Source organism: Rhizobium sp. ZK1, from assembly GCF_047782645.1.
Classification (GTDB): Bacteria; Pseudomonadota; Alphaproteobacteria; order Rhizobiales; family Rhizobiaceae; genus Rhizobium.
On the sequence record NZ_CP180587.1, the window covers coordinates 178,753 to 193,426 of the forward strand.

A 14,674-nucleotide genomic window follows, 5' to 3' on the forward strand; every position below is an offset into this window, starting at 1 on the left:
ATCGTCAACGGAGATAGTGAATGTGCGGCCGGGCGTGATAGGGCGAGGCTTCGACGCGCGCATCCACCGAGAAAACATCCCTGAGGACCTCTTCGGTCAATACCTCGGCCGGTGTGCCGGACGCAACGATCTTCCCGCTTTGCATGACGATCAGCTCGTCGCAGAACATGGCCGCATGGTTGAGGTCGTGCAGCGCAATGATGCTGGTGACCGGCAGACTGGAGACGAGCCGCATGAGGCTGATCTGGTGCTGAATATCGAGATGGTTGGTCGGTTCATCGAGGATCAGTTCTTTCGGCGATTGCGCCAAGGCTCTTGCGATCTGGGCGCGCTGCTTTTCCCCACCGGACAGGCTCTGCCAGCGATCATGCCGCTTGGCGGTCATGCCGGCCCGTTTCAACGCGTCTTCAACAGCCTGATCGTCGGCGGACGTCCAGCCGGAAAACATCGAACGGTGCGGAAAGCGTCCGAGTTCGACGACATCCACGACCCTGAGATTGGCGTTGGTCGTCGCATGCTGTTCGACGAAGGCGACGCGCTGCGCGATCGTGCGGCGTCCGATGGTCCTTATATCCTTCCGGTCGAGCGAGATGCGCCCGGAATTGGGTCGCTTCAGGCCGGCGAGAAGCCGCAGCAGCGACGTCTTGCCGGAACCGTTCGGGCCAAGAAGGCCGAGCATCTTTCCCGGTGTCGCTTCGAAGGAGACGCCATCAAGTATGGTCTTTTTGCCAATTTTCCAGACGAGGTTTTCGGCTTTGATGCTCATGACGCGCGCTGGAACCGGTAGAGGATGACGGAGAAGAAGGGAACGCCGACCAGTGCCGTGACGACGCCGATCGGCAGGACCTGCTGCGGGATGAGTGCGCGTGAGGCGATGTCGGCAAGCACCATGAAGATTGCGCCAACAATGGCGCAGGCTGGGAGAAGTCGGATATGGAGCGGCCCGACGACGAAGCGCGCCGCATGCGGCACGACAAGTCCGACGAAACCGATCGAGCCGACCATGCTGACGATCGTGGCCGTCATCATCGCGGTAACCGAAAACAGGGCGATGCGGACCCTGCCGACGTTGACACCAAGGGATGCGGCTGCTTCGTCCCCGAAGGCAAAAGCATCCAGAACCCTGGCATAGGCAAGGCAGGCGACAAGCCCGAAGCCGACGATGCCGGAAACCAGCATAAACTCCGGCCAGCGCACGCCGCCGAAGCTGCCGAGCAGCCAGAACATGACGTCGCGAGCCTGTTGCGCGTTGCCTGATGTCGTGACCACGTAGGATGTGGCGGCGTTGAAGAGCTGCGAAGCGGCAACGCCGGCGAGGATCGTCCGGTCGGCGCCGCCGCGCGTGCCGTTGGATAAGAGCGCCACGAAAAGAAAGGCGGCAAATGCGCCGGCAAAAGCCCCGGCCGACAACGAAACCGCACCTGCACCAACGCCGAGAATGATGATGGTGACGGCGCCAGTGGACGCGCCGGCGGAGATACCAAGCACATAGGGTTCGGCCAGCGGGTTGCGAAGCAGCGATTGCATGATCGCACCCGACAGTGCCAGTCCCGCGCCGCAGAAGGCGGCCACGAGCGCGCGGCTGAGACGATAATCCCAGATCACGGTTTCGTGGATGCGGTTGAGTTCCACCGCCGTCCATCCCAGCCTGTTCGTGACGGCGGCAAACGTCGTGGTCAGCGGGATCGGCAGGTCGCCGATCCCGACACTGATGCCGACGACCAGACCGACCGCCGCAAGCGAGGCCGACAGGAGGAGGCCGAAGGGGGCAGCCTGCCGCAGAGAGCGGTTGGAGACGGTCACTTGATCAGGCCAAGTGCTTTCAGTTGCTCGGCTACCTGTTCCGCGCCGTAGATCGTGCGGATCGTCGGGTTCATGGCCTGTCCGTCCATGACGACGATTGCCTTGTTCTTCACCGCCGGCATCTGGCTGACGGCCGGATCGCTGTTTAAGAACTTGATCTTGGCCTCCGGCTTGTCGAGCTCCCAGCGGTTGCGGTCGAGATTGGCCACGACGATGACATCCGGATTGGCGGCGATGATGCTTTCCCACCCGAGCGTCGGCCATTCGGCTTCGGCGGTGACGGCATTCTTGCCGCCGAGGAGATCGGCGATAAAGCCGGATGCCCCGTTCTTGCCGCCGAGATAGGCGTCTGCGGAAGGCGATTGGCTGGAGAACCAAAAGACGTAGGAAAGCTGCTTGCCATCCTTGGGCACGCTGGCGCGCAAAGCCGCCTCGCGCTTCTTGAAGTCGGCAATCAGCGCCTGGCCACGATCGGCGACGTCAAAAATCTGCGAAAGCTCGTCGATCTCCTTGTACAGCAGATCCATGTTCCAGAGCCGGTCGCGGCTGCCGTACTGATCCTTGACCTTTTCGGTGTTGAGGCAGGTGCTGGGCGAAATGTAGCTTGGTATGCCGACCTTGTCGAAGTCCTCGCGCTTGGCGACCTTGCTCGTCGGCCCGATCAGGCTTGGCAAGGCCGCTGCTACGAAATCCGGGTTCTGTGCCAGAATCGACTCGAAGGTCGGAAACTCGACAGACAGAAGCTTGACCTTCGCATTGGCTTCGGCGAGCTCAGGCAGAACCTTGCTCGGCCAGAATGCGGTACCGGCCATTTTGTCTTCCAGACCGAGAAGCAGCATGATCTCCGCGCTGTTCTGGCCAAGTCCGATGGCTCGTGCTGGAGCCTTGGCGATGGTGACCTTCGCGCCGCAATTGTCGAGCGTCAGCGGATAGGTGGTCGGTGAGGACAATGCGGGTGTTGCGATCAGGCCAAGTACGGCGGCGAAACCTGGAACTGCGAGGGACTTGAAAACTCTCATAAGAACTTCCTGTTCTTCGATACCCCGACATGGGGATTCTAAGGGCGCGCGCGGTATAACCTGCTTACCCAAGGAAAAACAAGAGTGATATAGTCATCTTTTACAGTGGCCGGTGCTGGCTGAATACGCTCGCATTCATGAGAATGAGGATAATCAACAGAAGTCCGCGCAACGCTGTTTCCTGGCAGGGGAAAGAGCGAGCTCCGTCAGAACAGGCGGGCCGGCTAGCCCGTCCCGCCATCCTCCATGCCGTACAAAGCCTGATCTCGATCGCCGTGAAAGTCTGGAACGAAGCTGTCAGCGGCCGCTATCGTCAAGCTCTTCGAGCGTGCGGAGCAACCGTTGCTGGATCTCGGCATCCTGCCGGTTCACGGCCGCGACAAGTCTGCGCATTGTGCCGCGCATGCCGTGGAGCTGGTCGACGAGCTCCATGACGACGTCGACACCGGCCTCGTTGACGCCCATTTGGCGCGTGAGGTCGAGGATCAGGCGGGCGCGGGCAAGATCTGCATCCCGGAACCGGCGCCGGCCTTCGGAAACTTCAGGGGCCAGCCAGCCCTGCTCGACCCATAAATCGAGCTCGGTCACGTCGATTTTGAGGTAGAGTCTGAATTCGCGATCGTCCATGGTCAGGTCTCCATGTTCTTTCTCGGATCCTGTGTGTCGGCTGCCGCCCAGTCCTTGACGAAGGCGGTCAGCTGTTCGTCCGGCTGTTCGGGCAGCATGACCTTAAGCATCACATAGACATCACCGGCGTCGCCGCCACGCTTCACAACACCCTTGCCTTTGAGGCGCAGCACCTTGCCGCTGCTGGAATTTGCCGGCAGCGTCAGGTTGACCGGTCCTGATGGTGTCGGCACGCGCACCTTTCCGCCGAGTACCGCTTCTCTCAACGTGACGGGCAGATCGAGGCGGATGTCGTCGCCGTCGCGGGTGAAGAAACGGTGTGGGCGCACATGGACGTCGATCAGCGCATCGCCGGCCGGCCCGCCGCCGAAACCGGGTTCTCCCTTGCCGCGCAGGCGCAGCGTCTGGCCGTCGCGCGTGCCGGGCGGGATCTTGACGTCGAGCGCCGGCCCGTCCGACAGCCTCACCTGGCTCTGCGTGCCGTTGACCGCATCGAGGAAATCCACCTCCATCGAGAAGCGTCGGTCCTGGCCCTTCGCGCGGAACTGGCCGCCGCCGCTTCCGCCGCCAGCGCGGCGCGAGAAGAAGCTTGCGAAGAGATCGTCGGCGTCTCCAAAATCGGCAAAGCCGGCGTCGTTGTGATAGGCGCCGCCCGGCCCGCCGGAGGAGGCATAGTCGCGGTAATAGCTGCGGGGCGCCTGTTCGGCTCCGGTGATGTCGATCTCGCCACGATCGAAGCGACCGCGCTTTTCTTCGTCGCTCAGGATTTCATAGGCGGCAGAAATCTCCTTGAACTTTGCCTCGGCCTTTTTGTCGCCGGGGTTCAGGTCGGGGTGAAGCTTCTTGGCAAGCTTGCGGAATGCCCCCTGAATGTCCTTCTGGGTTGCATCCCGTTTCACGCCCAGAAGCTCGTATGGATCTTGGCTCATACATGTCTCCGTGTAAGGGCAGCGAATACTGCGGACTGGAATCCGCCTTGATATAGGTTGCCGGTCCGGTGTCGGGGAGGGGAGGAGGGTACCTTCCTGTCATTCATCCTGACCAGAAGGGACGGCACCAGCACGTAGGGTGGGCGGGGGCGCCGGCACCGCCCGTTCCCCTTCCGGCATGCAGTCCAGGCGGGAGGTACCAAGAGCAGCACCGTGCAGGCAACCATGTGGCGATCGCCATTTGTTTCCAAAGCACAGCGTCTCCATCCGCCAGAATGAAGCAAGGTTAACGGCCGGGACACCGGATATTTTGATCAACGCCAAAGTTGACACGCCTGCGGCTACATCTCATGCCGCCCCCGCCGGTTTCTCTTCGGCGATATCCAGTACCATCCGGCCTTCGATGGTTCCCGCTTTCAGGCCGGCAAAGATATCATTGATATCGTCGAGCGGCGCCTTTGTGATCTCAGCCCGGACGCGACCGTCGGCGGCAAACGCCAGCGCTTCGTCGAGATCGCGGCGCGTGCCGACGATCGAGCCGCGCACGGTTATGCGCTTCAGCACCACGTCGAAGATCGGCGTCTGGAAGTTGCCCGGCGGCAGCCCGACAAGGCTGACGGTGCCCTTCCGGCGCACCATCGAGAGCGCCTGCGAGAAAGCCGGCGGGGAGACGGCGGTGACGAGCACGCCATGTGCGCCGCCGCTCGTCGCCTTCAACACCTTTTCGACCACGTCTTCGGAAAGCGCGTTGAGCGCAAGATCGGCGCCAACCTCACGAGCAAGATCGAGCTTGGCGGCGGCGATATCAAGGGCGACCACCTTGAGGCCCATCGCCTTGGCATATTGGATCGCAACATGACCAAGGCCGCCGATGCCGGAGATCGCTACCCATTCGCCGGGCCGGGCTTCGGTTTCCCTGATACCCTTGTAGGTCGTAACCCCGGCGCAGAGGATCGGCGCGATTTCGGCAAAATTGACGTCATCGGGAAGGCGTGCGGCAAAGGCTGCCGAGGCGATGACATATTCGGCAAAGCCGCCATCGCAGCTGTAGCCGGAATTGTGCTGGTGTTCGCAAAGCGTTTCCCAGCCGGTCTCGCAATATTCGCAGCGCAGGCAAGCGTCGTGTAGCCAGGCGACGCCGACGGCATCGCCTTCCTTGAATTCTGTGACGCCGGGGCCGAGGGCGGCAACGACGCCTGCCGCTTCGTGGCCGGGAATGAAGGGCGGCCTCGGCTTGACGGGCCAGTCGCCGTCGGCTGCATGCAGGTCGGTATGGCAGACGCCACAGGCGACCACCTTCACCAGGATTTCGCCCGGTCCGGGAACTGGCACCGGCACGCATTCGATTACAAGCGGCGTGCCGAATTCACGCACCACCGCAGCCTTCATCGTCTTGCCCGTCATGATCTTCATCCTTTTACAATGATTGTCCGGCGTGATGATGAAGGGCACGCCCACGGGCGCATTGATCCATCGCAAGACACGGGGCGTCCGGCATCGCAGGTCGGGGCGCGCCCGTTCGGATGCTGCCTGAAAAAACTCTATGCCGCCTCTGGACTGGCGATAGGCCTGCGGCATCTCCTCGATCAGGCACGACCGCTTCAGATGCTGGCCCTGTCCTTCATGACATATGTCAAGGATGGTGGACGGGATTGCCAATAGAAGGACGACCATCGGCAACGTCCGCACAGGCTCGATTGGAGGCTCCGTCATTGAGAAAGCATCAGCTTTGTATCCTGGTTTCCTTAGCTTTTCTCCTTGGCCTCGGTCAGCCGGTTCTCGCGCAGGATCGCTCCTCGGTCTTCTCCGCTCGGTTCGAGGCCCTCTGGAACAAGATGACCGGTCGAGGACTGCCCGAAAATGTCTCCATGTCCAATGGCCGCATCGAGGCCCAGCAGGTGCTGATTTCGGCGAAATTCGCTGGTCGGCTTGCCGATGTACTCGTCGACGAAGGCCAGATCGTCGATGCCGGCGCGCCGATCGCCCGGATCGATACGGCCGATCTCGATGCTCAGCTTGCTGGCGCCAAGGCCCAGGTTCGCCGCAGCGAGACGAGCCAGGTCGAAGCCGAGGCCTCAATTGCCCAGCGCAAAAGCGAGCTGATACTCGCCAGGCAGGAATTCGAGCGCGCGCAATCGATGAGCAGCACCGGCAGTGGCACGATGCAGCAGCTCGAACTGCGCCGCAGCCAGCTGAGCGTTGCAGAGGCGGCACAAAAGGCCGCGCTCGCAAGCCGTGACGAGGCGGAAGCGGCAACGGAAGCGGCGCAGGCGGAAGTGGTGCGCATTCAAACTCTGCTCGACGATGCCGTGCTGAAGGCGCCGCGCCGGGGCCGTGTCGAATACAAGCTCGCACAGACCGGCGAAGTCGTTGCCGCCGGTGCGCCGGTCGCGACGCTGCTCGATCTTTCCGACGTGTCGATGACGATCTTCCTGCCGGCCCGCGCGGCCGGCACCTTGGCAATCGGCGACGAGGCGCGCATCATTCTCGATCCGGCGCCGCAATATGTCGTGCCGGCGACGGTATCCTTCGTCTCCTCGCAGGCACAGTTCACGCCGAAGACCGTCGAGACACAGGATGAGCGCGAGAAGCTGGTTTTCCGGGTGAAGCTGAAGATCGCCCCCGATCTGCTCAAGGATTATGAAACGCGCGTCAAGACGGGCGTGAGGGGGATCGGCTATGTCCGCACCGATCCCAAGTCGGCCTGGCCCGCGGAGCTGCAAGTGAAGCTGCCGCAATGAGCGAACCGGCCGTTCGCTTCACGGCCGTGACGCATCGTTACGGCCGGATTGCCGCACTCGATGGTGTCGGGCTTGCCGTTCCCGCCGGCTGCATGGCCGGACTGATCGGCCCCGATGGCGTCGGCAAATCGACGCTGCTCGGTCTTGCGGCGGGTATTACCCGCATCCAGCACGGACATGTCGAGGTGCTTGGCTGCGACATGTCCGATCGGCGCCATCGTCGTGACACTCGTGGCCGCCTTGCCTTCATGCCGCAGGGCCTCGGACGCAATCTCTATCCGACGTTGAGCGTCGCGGAAAACCTCGATTTCTTCGGTCGCCTCTTCGGGCAGGTCGGTCTGCAGCGCCGTGCGCGCATGGACGAACTATTGCGAATGACCGGCTTGCTGCCCTTTCGTGATCGGCCCGCCGGCAAGCTTTCGGGCGGCATGAAGCAGAAGCTCGGTATCTGTGCCTCGCTCCTGCATGATCCCGATCTGCTGATTCTCGACGAACCGACGACCGGCATCGATCCGCTCTCGCGTCGGCAGTTCTGGGAGCTCGTCGATCACATTCGCGAGCGGCGGCCGCAGATGAGCGTGATCGTCGCCACCGCCTATATGGAGGAGGCCGAACGCTTCGACTGGCTTGCCGCGTTGCACGCGGGCAGGCTGATCGCGACCGGCAGCCCCGGCGATATCATGCGGCAGGCCCGGCAGCAGACCCTGGAGGCGGCCTTCACGGCGCTGATGCCGAATACCGGCGAGCTGGATCGCGGTCCACTGATCGTCACGCCGCGCGCGATCGTCGACGGACCGCCGGCAATCGAGGCGGAAGACCTGACGTGCCGCTTCGGCGATTTCGTCGCGGTCGATCATGTCAGCTTCCGTATTGCGAGGGGCGAGATTTTCGGCTTCCTCGGTTCGAACGGCAGTGGCAAGAGCACGACGATGAAGATGCTGACGGGACTGTTGCCGGCAAGCGAGGGTGTCGCAAGGCTCTTCGGCCAGCCGGTGAAGGCCGGCGATATCGAGACCCGCAAGCGCGTCGGCTACATGTCGCAGGCATTCTCTCTCTATGGCGAGCTGACCGTTCGCCAGAACCTCAGGCTGCATGCACGTCTTTTCGGTTTGCCGGCGGCAGATATCGATCGGCGCGTCGGCGAGATGCTCGCCGAATATGATCTCGGCGAATTCGCCGACCAGCGGCCGGAAGACCTGCCGCTCGGCATTCGCCAGCGTCTCCAGCTTGCGGCGGCCGTCATCCACAAGCCGGAAATGCTGATCCTCGACGAGCCCACGTCCGGTGTCGATCCGGTGGCGCGCGACGCCTTCTGGCGATCACTGATAAGGCTGTCGCGGCGCGACGGCGTCACCATTTTCCTGTCGACGCATTTCATGAACGAGGCCGAGCGCTGTGACCGCATCTCACTGATGCATGCCGGCAAGGTGCTGGCGATCGGCAGCCCGGCCGAACTCTGTGCCGAGCGGGGCGAGGCAACGCTGGAGGAAACCTTCATCGCGGTGCTGACAGAGGCGGGTATGGGTGAGGGCGCCGACGCGGATGCCGGGGGCACCGCGCTCGCCGGCGAGACCGCCCTACCCATGCGGCTCTTCGACCCCCGCCGGCTCTTTGCCTATGCGCGGCGCGAGACGATCGAAATCCTGCGCGACCGGGCACGGCTCGTCTTCGCCCTTCTCGGGCCGGTCCTGTTGATGCTCACGTTCGGATACGGCATCTCCTTCGATGTCGAGCATCTGCCTTTCGCCGTCTACGATCAGGATCAGTCTTCAGAAAGCCGGCAGCTGGTGGAGAGCCTGCAGAGTTCGCGTTATTTCCAGGAGCAGCCGCCGATTGCCTCGAGCGAGGAACTGCAGCATCGGCTGCAGGATGGTGAACTGATGATGGGCATCGAGATCCCGCCCGATTTCGGCCGCGACCTCATGCGCCAGGAGGCGCCCGAGGTCTCCGTATGGCTCGACGGCGCGATGCCGTTCCGTGCCGAGACAGCGCGCGGTTACGTTTCGGGTCTCGTCTCCTCCTATCTCGCCGATGTCTCGGCGCGGCATTCGGGCCGCTTCGAACAGCCCTATCCCGTCAATATCGAAAGCCGCTTCCGCTATAATCAGGATTTCAAGAGCGCCAATGCGATCGTGCCGAGCGTCATCATGCTGATGCTCGTATTGATTCCGGCGATCATGACCGCGCTCGGCATCGTCAAGGAGAAGGAAACCGGCTCGATCGCCAATTTCCAGGCGACGCCGGTCACCCGTATCGAATTCCTGCTCGGCAAGCAGCTTCCCTATGTGGCGATCGCCTTCGTCAGTTTCCTGATGCTGGTGCTGATGATGCGCCTCGTGTTCGACGTACCGATCAAGGGCTCAATCGGCCTGCTTGCGGCGGGCTCGATCCTCTATATCCTCGCAACGACGGCCTTCGGTCTCTTCGTCTCGAGCTTCGTGCGCAGCCAGGTGGCGGCGATCTTCGCGACCGCGATCGTTGCGATCGTCCCGGCCGTGAATTTTTCCGGCCTGCTGGTGCCGGTCTCGTCGCTCTCCGGGGGCGGGCGGTTCATGGGGCTGCTCTTTCCCTCGGCCTGGTACCAGCCCCTGAGCGTCGGCGTCATCACAAAGGGTCTCGGCCTTGCCGAACTCTGGCCCAACCTCATCGTTCTTGCCGGTTTCGGTGTCGTTTTCGTTGGCGCCGCCCTCGTGGCACTCAGAAAGCGGAGTGCCTGACATGTGGGGCAAGCTCAACCGTATTTTCCGCCTCGGCGTCAAGGAACTCTACAGCTTGAAGGCCGATCCTGTGATGATGGTCCTCATCGTCTACACTTTCACCATCGCCGTCTATACGGTTTCGACCGGTGCCAAGCTCGAGGTCGAGAACGCCTCGGTCGCCGTCGTCGACGAGGACCGTTCGATGCTCTCGACACGGCTACGGGATGCGATGCTGCAGCCCTTCTTCAAGGCGCCGGTGTTGATCGGCGCCGATGAGGTCGATGCGGCAATGGATGCCGGTCGATTCGTCTTCGTGCTGGAGATCCCGCCCAAATTCGAGGAGGATGCGATTGCCGGTCGCAAGCCTTCGCTGCAGCTCGATATCGACGCGACGGCCATGGCGCAGGCCGGCAACGGAGCCACCTATATCCAGAGCATTATTCTGCAGGAGATGGCGGCAGCCTTGCCGAACAGCGCCGCCGCGTCACCGGTCAATCTCGTCGTCAGCGCACGATTCAATTCCAATCTGCAATCGACCTGGTTCACCGCGGTCATGCAGGTCATCAACAATGTGACGATGCTTTCGGTCATCCTGACCGGCGCAGCGCTGGTCCGAGAGCGGGAGCATGGCACGATCGAGCATCTTCTCGTCATGCCGGTCACGCCGGCGGAGATCATGATGTCGAAGGTCTGGGCGAACGGGCTGGTCATCATCGTGGCGGCGGTGCTGTCGCTCGTTGTGGTGGTCGAAGGGCTGCTTTCGGTGCCGATCGCCGGTTCGATCTGGCTTTTCGTCTTCTGCGCGGTACTCTACCAGTTCTCCGTCACGTCGCTCGGCATCCTGATCGCGACTGCCTCAAGTTCGATGGCGCAATTCGGGCTGATTTCGATGCCTATCCTGATTGCGATGAACCTGCTTTCCGGCAGCACGACGCCGATGGACAGCATGCCGCTCTGGCTGCAATATGCGATGGTGGTTTCCCCCGCGCCACATTTCGTGTCGCTGTCGCAGGCGATCCTCTACCGCGGCGCCGGCTTCGATGCGGTCTGGCAGGAGATGGCGGCGCTCACGGTGATCGGCGTGCTTTTCTTTTGCGGCGCGCTCATGCGGTTCCGCCGGGCGCTGGCGAATGCGCGGTAGGGATGATGGCGATGCCGCGACGTCGTGCGCAGGCTGCCCATACCTGGCAATCCCTTTGCGTCATGTACGGGGAGAAGGTCTGAACGAACGCAAAAAACACGCCGCGCCATTGCCAAGGGCGCACGGTGATCAGCGCGCCGCCGTCTCCACCGCGCGGCTCGGCTTATGCGCCGGACTTTGCTTGCGATCGACGAGGACCGAGCATTTGGCGTGACGCACCACGCGGTCGACCACGGCCCCGAAAATATAGTCGGTAATATCTGCGACATGGGTCGACAGGATGATGAGGTCCGCCTGCTTCTCCCGCGCGACGGCCAAAAGCACCCTGGCTGCGCTACCGGTATGGACCTCGACTACAGCGGGTATCTTCATCTGCCGGCAGAGCAAGGTGAGCTTCTCCTCGGCATCCTTTATGGCGGCGGTCTCGAAGTCCTCCGGTAGGCTCGTGGTCATGTAGTGTGGCATGGTTTCGACGGCGTGGATGACGAAGATCGAACCATCCTTGTCGAGGAGGCCGGCTGCTTTGTTCAGGATGCGCTCGGCCGTTTCGCGAGGGCCGTTGCCTATAGCGCAGACTATCGTTCGGTACATATCGGATCACTACCCTTGCCCGCTAGATCGTTATGCGATTCTAGCCTCCCGCGTGGACCAGACATTGACCGACATCAAGAAACGGCCTGCATCACATTTGACGCAGGGGCATTGTAAAGTTAACGGCGACTGGGTGAGCTCGGTATGGACGCCCCCACTGTCAAGCGAGCGCAATGAGCGATCTCGTTCCACATCTGCATTGCCGCGGTCCGCAGGTCGCGATGATCGTTTGAGGCAATGTCATGCGGAGGAATGTGAAAGAGATTGGCGATCGGGTCGTGGATCGAGACGAAGCGCTGGAGCTGCCTGCGTGACTTGACGCGCTTCACAGTCCGCTCACGCCTTCGCGTTGGTTGGTGGGAGTTTTCGGTTCGGTGGTTGAGCGCCTTGTGCGAACGATGCTCGACGCGAGGCATGGTCTATGTCTTTGCGGCATCGTAGGACCGCAGCTTATCAGTGATTATGACCCGAGGCGCATGGCGCTGAGCCTTCAGCAGTTTGCGCATCAGCCGCCGGGCAGCTTTCGTGTTGCGCCGATTCTGCACGAGAACGTCGAGCACGAAACCATCTTGATCGACAGCGCGCCAGAGCCAGTGTTTGTCGCCACGGTCGCTGACCTGGACACAGGTGAAGACCGATCTCGATCCGAAGCGCTTCACCATTCGCACCGTGCCGGCGCTCCTCGAAATTATTGCGACGGGCAACGTTCGCTGGATCAGGCCATAAAGCGGCTTACCAAGTCGGTGAAACAGGCCTGAAGTTCAGGGGCCGTAACGCCGGTCAAGTTCTCTGAGTGCGAACCGGATCTCATCGATCGAAACCGGCTCCGGCGTTCCGGGAATATGACGGAACGCCGGCTTCGAATCGACCGCGTAGAAGTCCGAAGCCCATGCCGCGAGGATCGTCCTTTTGTCATCGGCAGGCAGGGCTGCCGCTTTCACCACGTCTATTGGACGCTGAAGCTGCATGCCCTGGAACAAGATCGCCGGACCCATCGTCATGGCATTGCTTGCGACCTGCTGCAGCATATCGTGCATATCGGGCCTCCTTAGCGCACGTGCGGATCTCTGTCGCGCCGAAGGTGAGACGCGGCGATAGCATCGATCTCCGGCGCCAGCAGATCGTGTTTCTCGGCGAAGGCGGCAAACAAGCCACGCGCGGTCTCCGCTTCGATCTCGCCGCGCAGTGCCGCGCCACAAGCCTTCAGTGCCACCGAGTGGGCGGTATCCCTGAGCGATGCAGGCCATTCGCAAAGGTATGTGTAGGCATCCATAACGCTGCGGACCTTAGCCGGAAAGCCGAGGCCGACAAGGATGCACACAGGTTGTTTGAACATGTCGGGTTTCATGTCTCTCTCCTTCCCAACCCGGAATGTCGACGGGCGCCGTCACGACGGCGCCCTTTTTCTCCTCAGTTCTGATCAAGCCGCCTTCTGCGCTTCGATCTGCACCGCCGAAGCCCGTTGGGCCGGGTTGGCCTGGATGTCGATCTTTCGCGGCTTCAGCGCTTCAGGGACCTCTTGAACCAGATCGATGGAGAGGAGACCATTCCTTAGGTCAGCTCCGTTCACCCGGACATGATCAGCGAGCTCGAACCGGTGTTCGAACGGCCGGCCGGCGATGCCGCGATGCAGGTAGCCTTCCGACGCCGTCTCCTGCTTCTTGCCGGTGACGGTCAGAAGGTTGGACTGGAAGATGATGTCGAGATCGGCCTGTTCGAAGCCCGCCACCGCAATCGAGATCCGGTAGCTGTCGTCACCGGTCTTGACGATGTCGTAGGGTGGCCAGTCGCTGATCGAACGGGCGCGCTGGGCGTTTTCGAGAAGATTGAAAACTCGGTCGAAGCCGACGCTCGAACGGTAGAGGGGTGCATAATCGTAAGATGTTGCCATAGCCATATCCTCCTTGAAGCAACATGGGTATGAGAGCGCCGAAAGCGGCGCTCCCAGCACGGCCAGCCCTGTCTTAAGCGGCTGGCGGCAATCGATTTGGTTTTCGGGGTTTTCGGATTCAAGAGCGCCCAGCAGAAAAAACTTCGACAGTCATGTGCAGTCATTTCTTGGAGATTATCGCTCACGCCCTCAATCGCTTGATCATCCGCGGGTCACCTGGATCTGGTCCTCGCTGTCGGCAGGCAGGATACAGGGGTGAGGCAACGCCTGAATGCCACGCTGGTCGGGTTTTCCAAAGCGCAATCGCCATAGTGCGACGATTATGCGAGGAAAGGAGGGCGCCGTGATCGTCAGTGCACTGCCTTGCTCACCATCCGATAGGGATGAACGGCATTGAACTGCGAGATCATGGCCGCGGCCTGCAGCAATACGCGCTCGGCGTTTTGGACATCGTCGCGGGCCAGTTCATCGGCATTGACGCGGATTGCCTGAGCCATGTTCGCCGAGAGTGCGGCAAAGTGCCGGTTGCCTTCGACATAGGCCTCGTGTGCGGTCCCCTCCAGAACGCGCGCGACATCGACAAAGACTTCTTCCCGCTCCTCGATGCTGAGGTCTTTAATGATTTTGATCTTCTCTTCCATTTCGGTCTCACTCTGAACAGACGTGCGCTGCTGACCGAGCTCATCAAGCCTCGGCCGCGAAACACCTAGGAACAGAAAATTTCTGTTTCAAGACCTCAGTGAAGCTTGAATTCACCTTCGACACGACGCCATTCATTGGGTCCGATCAGACGCTGATGGGTATACCTGACGGAATGGAGCGGCCCTTCGAGGGTGGTTTGCCAGAAATCGAGGAACCTGTGCATTTCAGGGAAATCGGGAGCCAGATCGTAGTCCTGCCAGACATAGGTTTGCAGCACGGATTCAAAATCAGGAATGCGGTAGAGGATGTGCGCGGTTGTCAGCCCGTAGCCGTTGAGCTGACGTTCCAGATCCGATGAGAATAGCATGCTTCATCTCCGTTTCAAGACACTGAGAAGGTGGCGCAAAATTTTGTGGCCATCAACGGGATTTTTAACGCCGCACGCCAGTTTGTTGTTCCTTTCCAGTGCGTTAGCAGCACAGAAATATGAGTGCTAATTTTTTTGTTTCTCCCTCTTGAAATCGAAAAATCGCAAAACCAGATCATTTCGCGCAAAAGGCTCGATCGAGATTTTGCACCCGCCCGGACTGG

At 61.3% G+C, this 14,674-nt stretch carries 15 protein-coding genes and 1 pseudogene; 3 read left to right on the top strand and 13 right to left on the bottom strand.

The features are described from left to right. Nucleotides 1-4 precede the first annotated feature (4 nt). The 6 genes from ACK9YZ_RS23435 to adhP form a co-directional block, all read right to left on the bottom strand. On the bottom strand, nt 5-766 hold the full coding sequence (locus ACK9YZ_RS23435; protein ID WP_416067772.1) for an ABC transporter ATP-binding protein: 762 nt from the start codon (nt 764-766) through the stop codon (nt 5-7). Further along, complete coding sequence (locus ACK9YZ_RS23440) at nt 763-1,752, bottom strand: FecCD family ABC transporter permease (protein WP_416068487.1); 990 nt, start codon at nt 1,750-1,752, stop codon at nt 763-765. Before ACK9YZ_RS23440 ends, ACK9YZ_RS23435 begins: the two co-directional genes overlap by 4 nt. Nucleotides 1,753-1,799: 47 nt before the next feature. Further along, a complete protein-coding gene (locus ACK9YZ_RS23445; RefSeq protein WP_416067773.1) occupies nt 1,800-2,822 on the bottom strand; it encodes an ABC transporter substrate-binding protein in 1,023 nt (340 codons plus the stop codon). 297 nt (nt 2,823-3,119) lie between these two features. Then, nucleotides 3,120-3,449, bottom strand: a complete 330-nt coding sequence (locus ACK9YZ_RS23450; protein ID WP_416067774.1) for a chaperone modulator CbpM — start codon at nt 3,447-3,449, stop codon at nt 3,120-3,122. 2 nt (nt 3,450-3,451) lie between these two features. Continuing rightward, nucleotides 3,452-4,378, bottom strand: coding sequence for a DnaJ C-terminal domain-containing protein (locus ACK9YZ_RS23455; RefSeq protein ID WP_416067775.1), 927 nt, complete (start codon nt 4,376-4,378; stop codon nt 3,452-3,454). A gap of 348 nt (nt 4,379-4,726) precedes the next feature. Continuing rightward, a complete protein-coding gene (gene adhP / locus ACK9YZ_RS23460; protein ID WP_416068488.1) occupies nt 4,727-5,782 on the bottom strand; it encodes an alcohol dehydrogenase AdhP in 1,056 nt (351 codons plus the stop codon). A gap of 308 nt (nt 5,783-6,090) precedes the next feature. Here adhP and ACK9YZ_RS23465 point away from each other — a divergent pair, with 308 nt between their 5' ends. The 3 genes from ACK9YZ_RS23465 to ACK9YZ_RS23475 are packed head-to-tail and all read left to right on the top strand — an operon-like array spanning nt 6,091 to nt 10,959. Next, entirely contained in the window at nt 6,091-7,119 is a 1,029-nt protein-coding gene (locus tag ACK9YZ_RS23465; RefSeq protein ID WP_416067776.1) for an HlyD family secretion protein, read from the top strand. After that, complete coding sequence (gene rbbA, locus ACK9YZ_RS23470; protein ID WP_416067777.1) at nt 7,116-9,836, top strand: ribosome-associated ATPase/putative transporter RbbA; 2,721 nt, start codon at nt 7,116-7,118, stop codon at nt 9,834-9,836. The genes ACK9YZ_RS23465 and rbbA overlap by 4 nt, the downstream gene beginning before the upstream one ends. 1 nt (nt 9,837) lies before the next feature. After that, the gene (locus tag ACK9YZ_RS23475) at nt 9,838-10,959 is read left to right on the top strand and encodes an ABC transporter permease (RefSeq protein WP_216760861.1); all 1,122 of its coding nucleotides are present in this window, start codon (nt 9,838-9,840) and stop codon (nt 10,957-10,959) included. Nucleotides 10,960-11,088: 129 nt separating this feature from the next. Here ACK9YZ_RS23475 and ACK9YZ_RS23480 read toward each other — a convergent pair whose 3' ends face one another. The 7 genes and pseudogenes from ACK9YZ_RS23480 to ACK9YZ_RS23510 form a co-directional block, all read right to left on the bottom strand. Next, nucleotides 11,089-11,550 carry a universal stress protein gene (locus ACK9YZ_RS23480; protein ID WP_416067778.1) on the bottom strand — a complete coding sequence of 154 codons (462 nt, stop codon included), beginning with the start codon at nt 11,548-11,550 and terminating at the stop codon, nt 11,089-11,091. 119 nt (nt 11,551-11,669) lie between these two features. Then, nucleotides 11,670-12,173, bottom strand: a pseudogene (locus tag ACK9YZ_RS23485) (IS6 family transposase); the annotation flags it as partial. Between the two features lie 138 nt (nt 12,174-12,311). Then, nucleotides 12,312-12,587, bottom strand: a complete 276-nt coding sequence (locus ACK9YZ_RS23490; protein WP_416067779.1) for a hypothetical protein — start codon at nt 12,585-12,587, stop codon at nt 12,312-12,314. An 11-nt stretch (nt 12,588-12,598) separates the two neighbouring features. Next, nucleotides 12,599-12,898, bottom strand: a complete 300-nt coding sequence (locus tag ACK9YZ_RS23495; protein ID WP_216759430.1) for a DUF982 domain-containing protein — start codon at nt 12,896-12,898, stop codon at nt 12,599-12,601. Nucleotides 12,899-12,970: 72 nt separating this feature from the next. Then, nucleotides 12,971-13,441, bottom strand: coding sequence for an Hsp20 family protein (locus tag ACK9YZ_RS23500; protein ID WP_416067780.1), 471 nt, complete (start codon nt 13,439-13,441; stop codon nt 12,971-12,973). Nucleotides 13,442-13,791: 350 nt separating this feature from the next. Then, on the bottom strand, nt 13,792-14,082 hold the full coding sequence (locus ACK9YZ_RS23505) for a hypothetical protein (protein WP_216759428.1): 291 nt from the start codon (nt 14,080-14,082) through the stop codon (nt 13,792-13,794). 95 nt (nt 14,083-14,177) lie between these two features. Continuing rightward, nucleotides 14,178-14,450: an usg protein gene (locus ACK9YZ_RS23510; RefSeq protein WP_416067781.1), complete on the bottom strand. Its 273-nt coding sequence runs from the start codon at nt 14,448-14,450 to the stop codon at nt 14,178-14,180. Nucleotides 14,451-14,674: the final 224 nt, after the last annotated feature.

Coding starts and splice junctions, on each gene's coding strand:
- ACK9YZ_RS23435 (WP_416067772.1), bottom strand. CDS start 766: ATGAGCATCAAAGCCGAAAACCTCGTCTGGAAAATTGGCAAAAAGACC.
- ACK9YZ_RS23445 (WP_416067773.1), bottom strand. CDS start 2,822: ATGAGAGTTTTCAAGTCCCTCGCAGTTCCAGGTTTCGCCGCCGTACTT.
- ACK9YZ_RS23450 (WP_416067774.1), bottom strand. CDS start 3,449: ATGGACGATCGCGAATTCAGACTCTACCTCAAAATCGACGTGACCGAG.
- ACK9YZ_RS23455 (WP_416067775.1), bottom strand. CDS start 4,378: ATGAGCCAAGATCCATACGAGCTTCTGGGCGTGAAACGGGATGCAACC.
- adhP (WP_416068488.1), bottom strand. CDS start 5,782: ATGACGGGCAAGACGATGAAGGCTGCGGTGGTGCGTGAATTCGGCACG.
- rbbA (WP_416067777.1), top strand. CDS start 7,116: ATGAGCGAACCGGCCGTTCGCTTCACGGCCGTGACGCATCGTTACGGC.
- ACK9YZ_RS23475 (WP_216760861.1), top strand. CDS start 9,838: ATGTGGGGCAAGCTCAACCGTATTTTCCGCCTCGGCGTCAAGGAACTC.
- ACK9YZ_RS23480 (WP_416067778.1), bottom strand. CDS start 11,550: ATGTACCGAACGATAGTCTGCGCTATAGGCAACGGCCCTCGCGAAACG.
- ACK9YZ_RS23490 (WP_416067779.1), bottom strand. CDS start 12,587: ATGCACGATATGCTGCAGCAGGTCGCAAGCAATGCCATGACGATGGGT.
- ACK9YZ_RS23495 (WP_216759430.1), bottom strand. CDS start 12,898: ATGAAACCCGACATGTTCAAACAACCTGTGTGCATCCTTGTCGGCCTC.
- ACK9YZ_RS23500 (WP_416067780.1), bottom strand. CDS start 13,441: ATGGCAACATCTTACGATTATGCACCCCTCTACCGTTCGAGCGTCGGC.
- ACK9YZ_RS23505 (WP_216759428.1), bottom strand. CDS start 14,082: ATGGAAGAGAAGATCAAAATCATTAAAGACCTCAGCATCGAGGAGCGG.
- ACK9YZ_RS23510 (WP_416067781.1), bottom strand. CDS start 14,450: ATGCTATTCTCATCGGATCTGGAACGTCAGCTCAACGGCTACGGGCTG.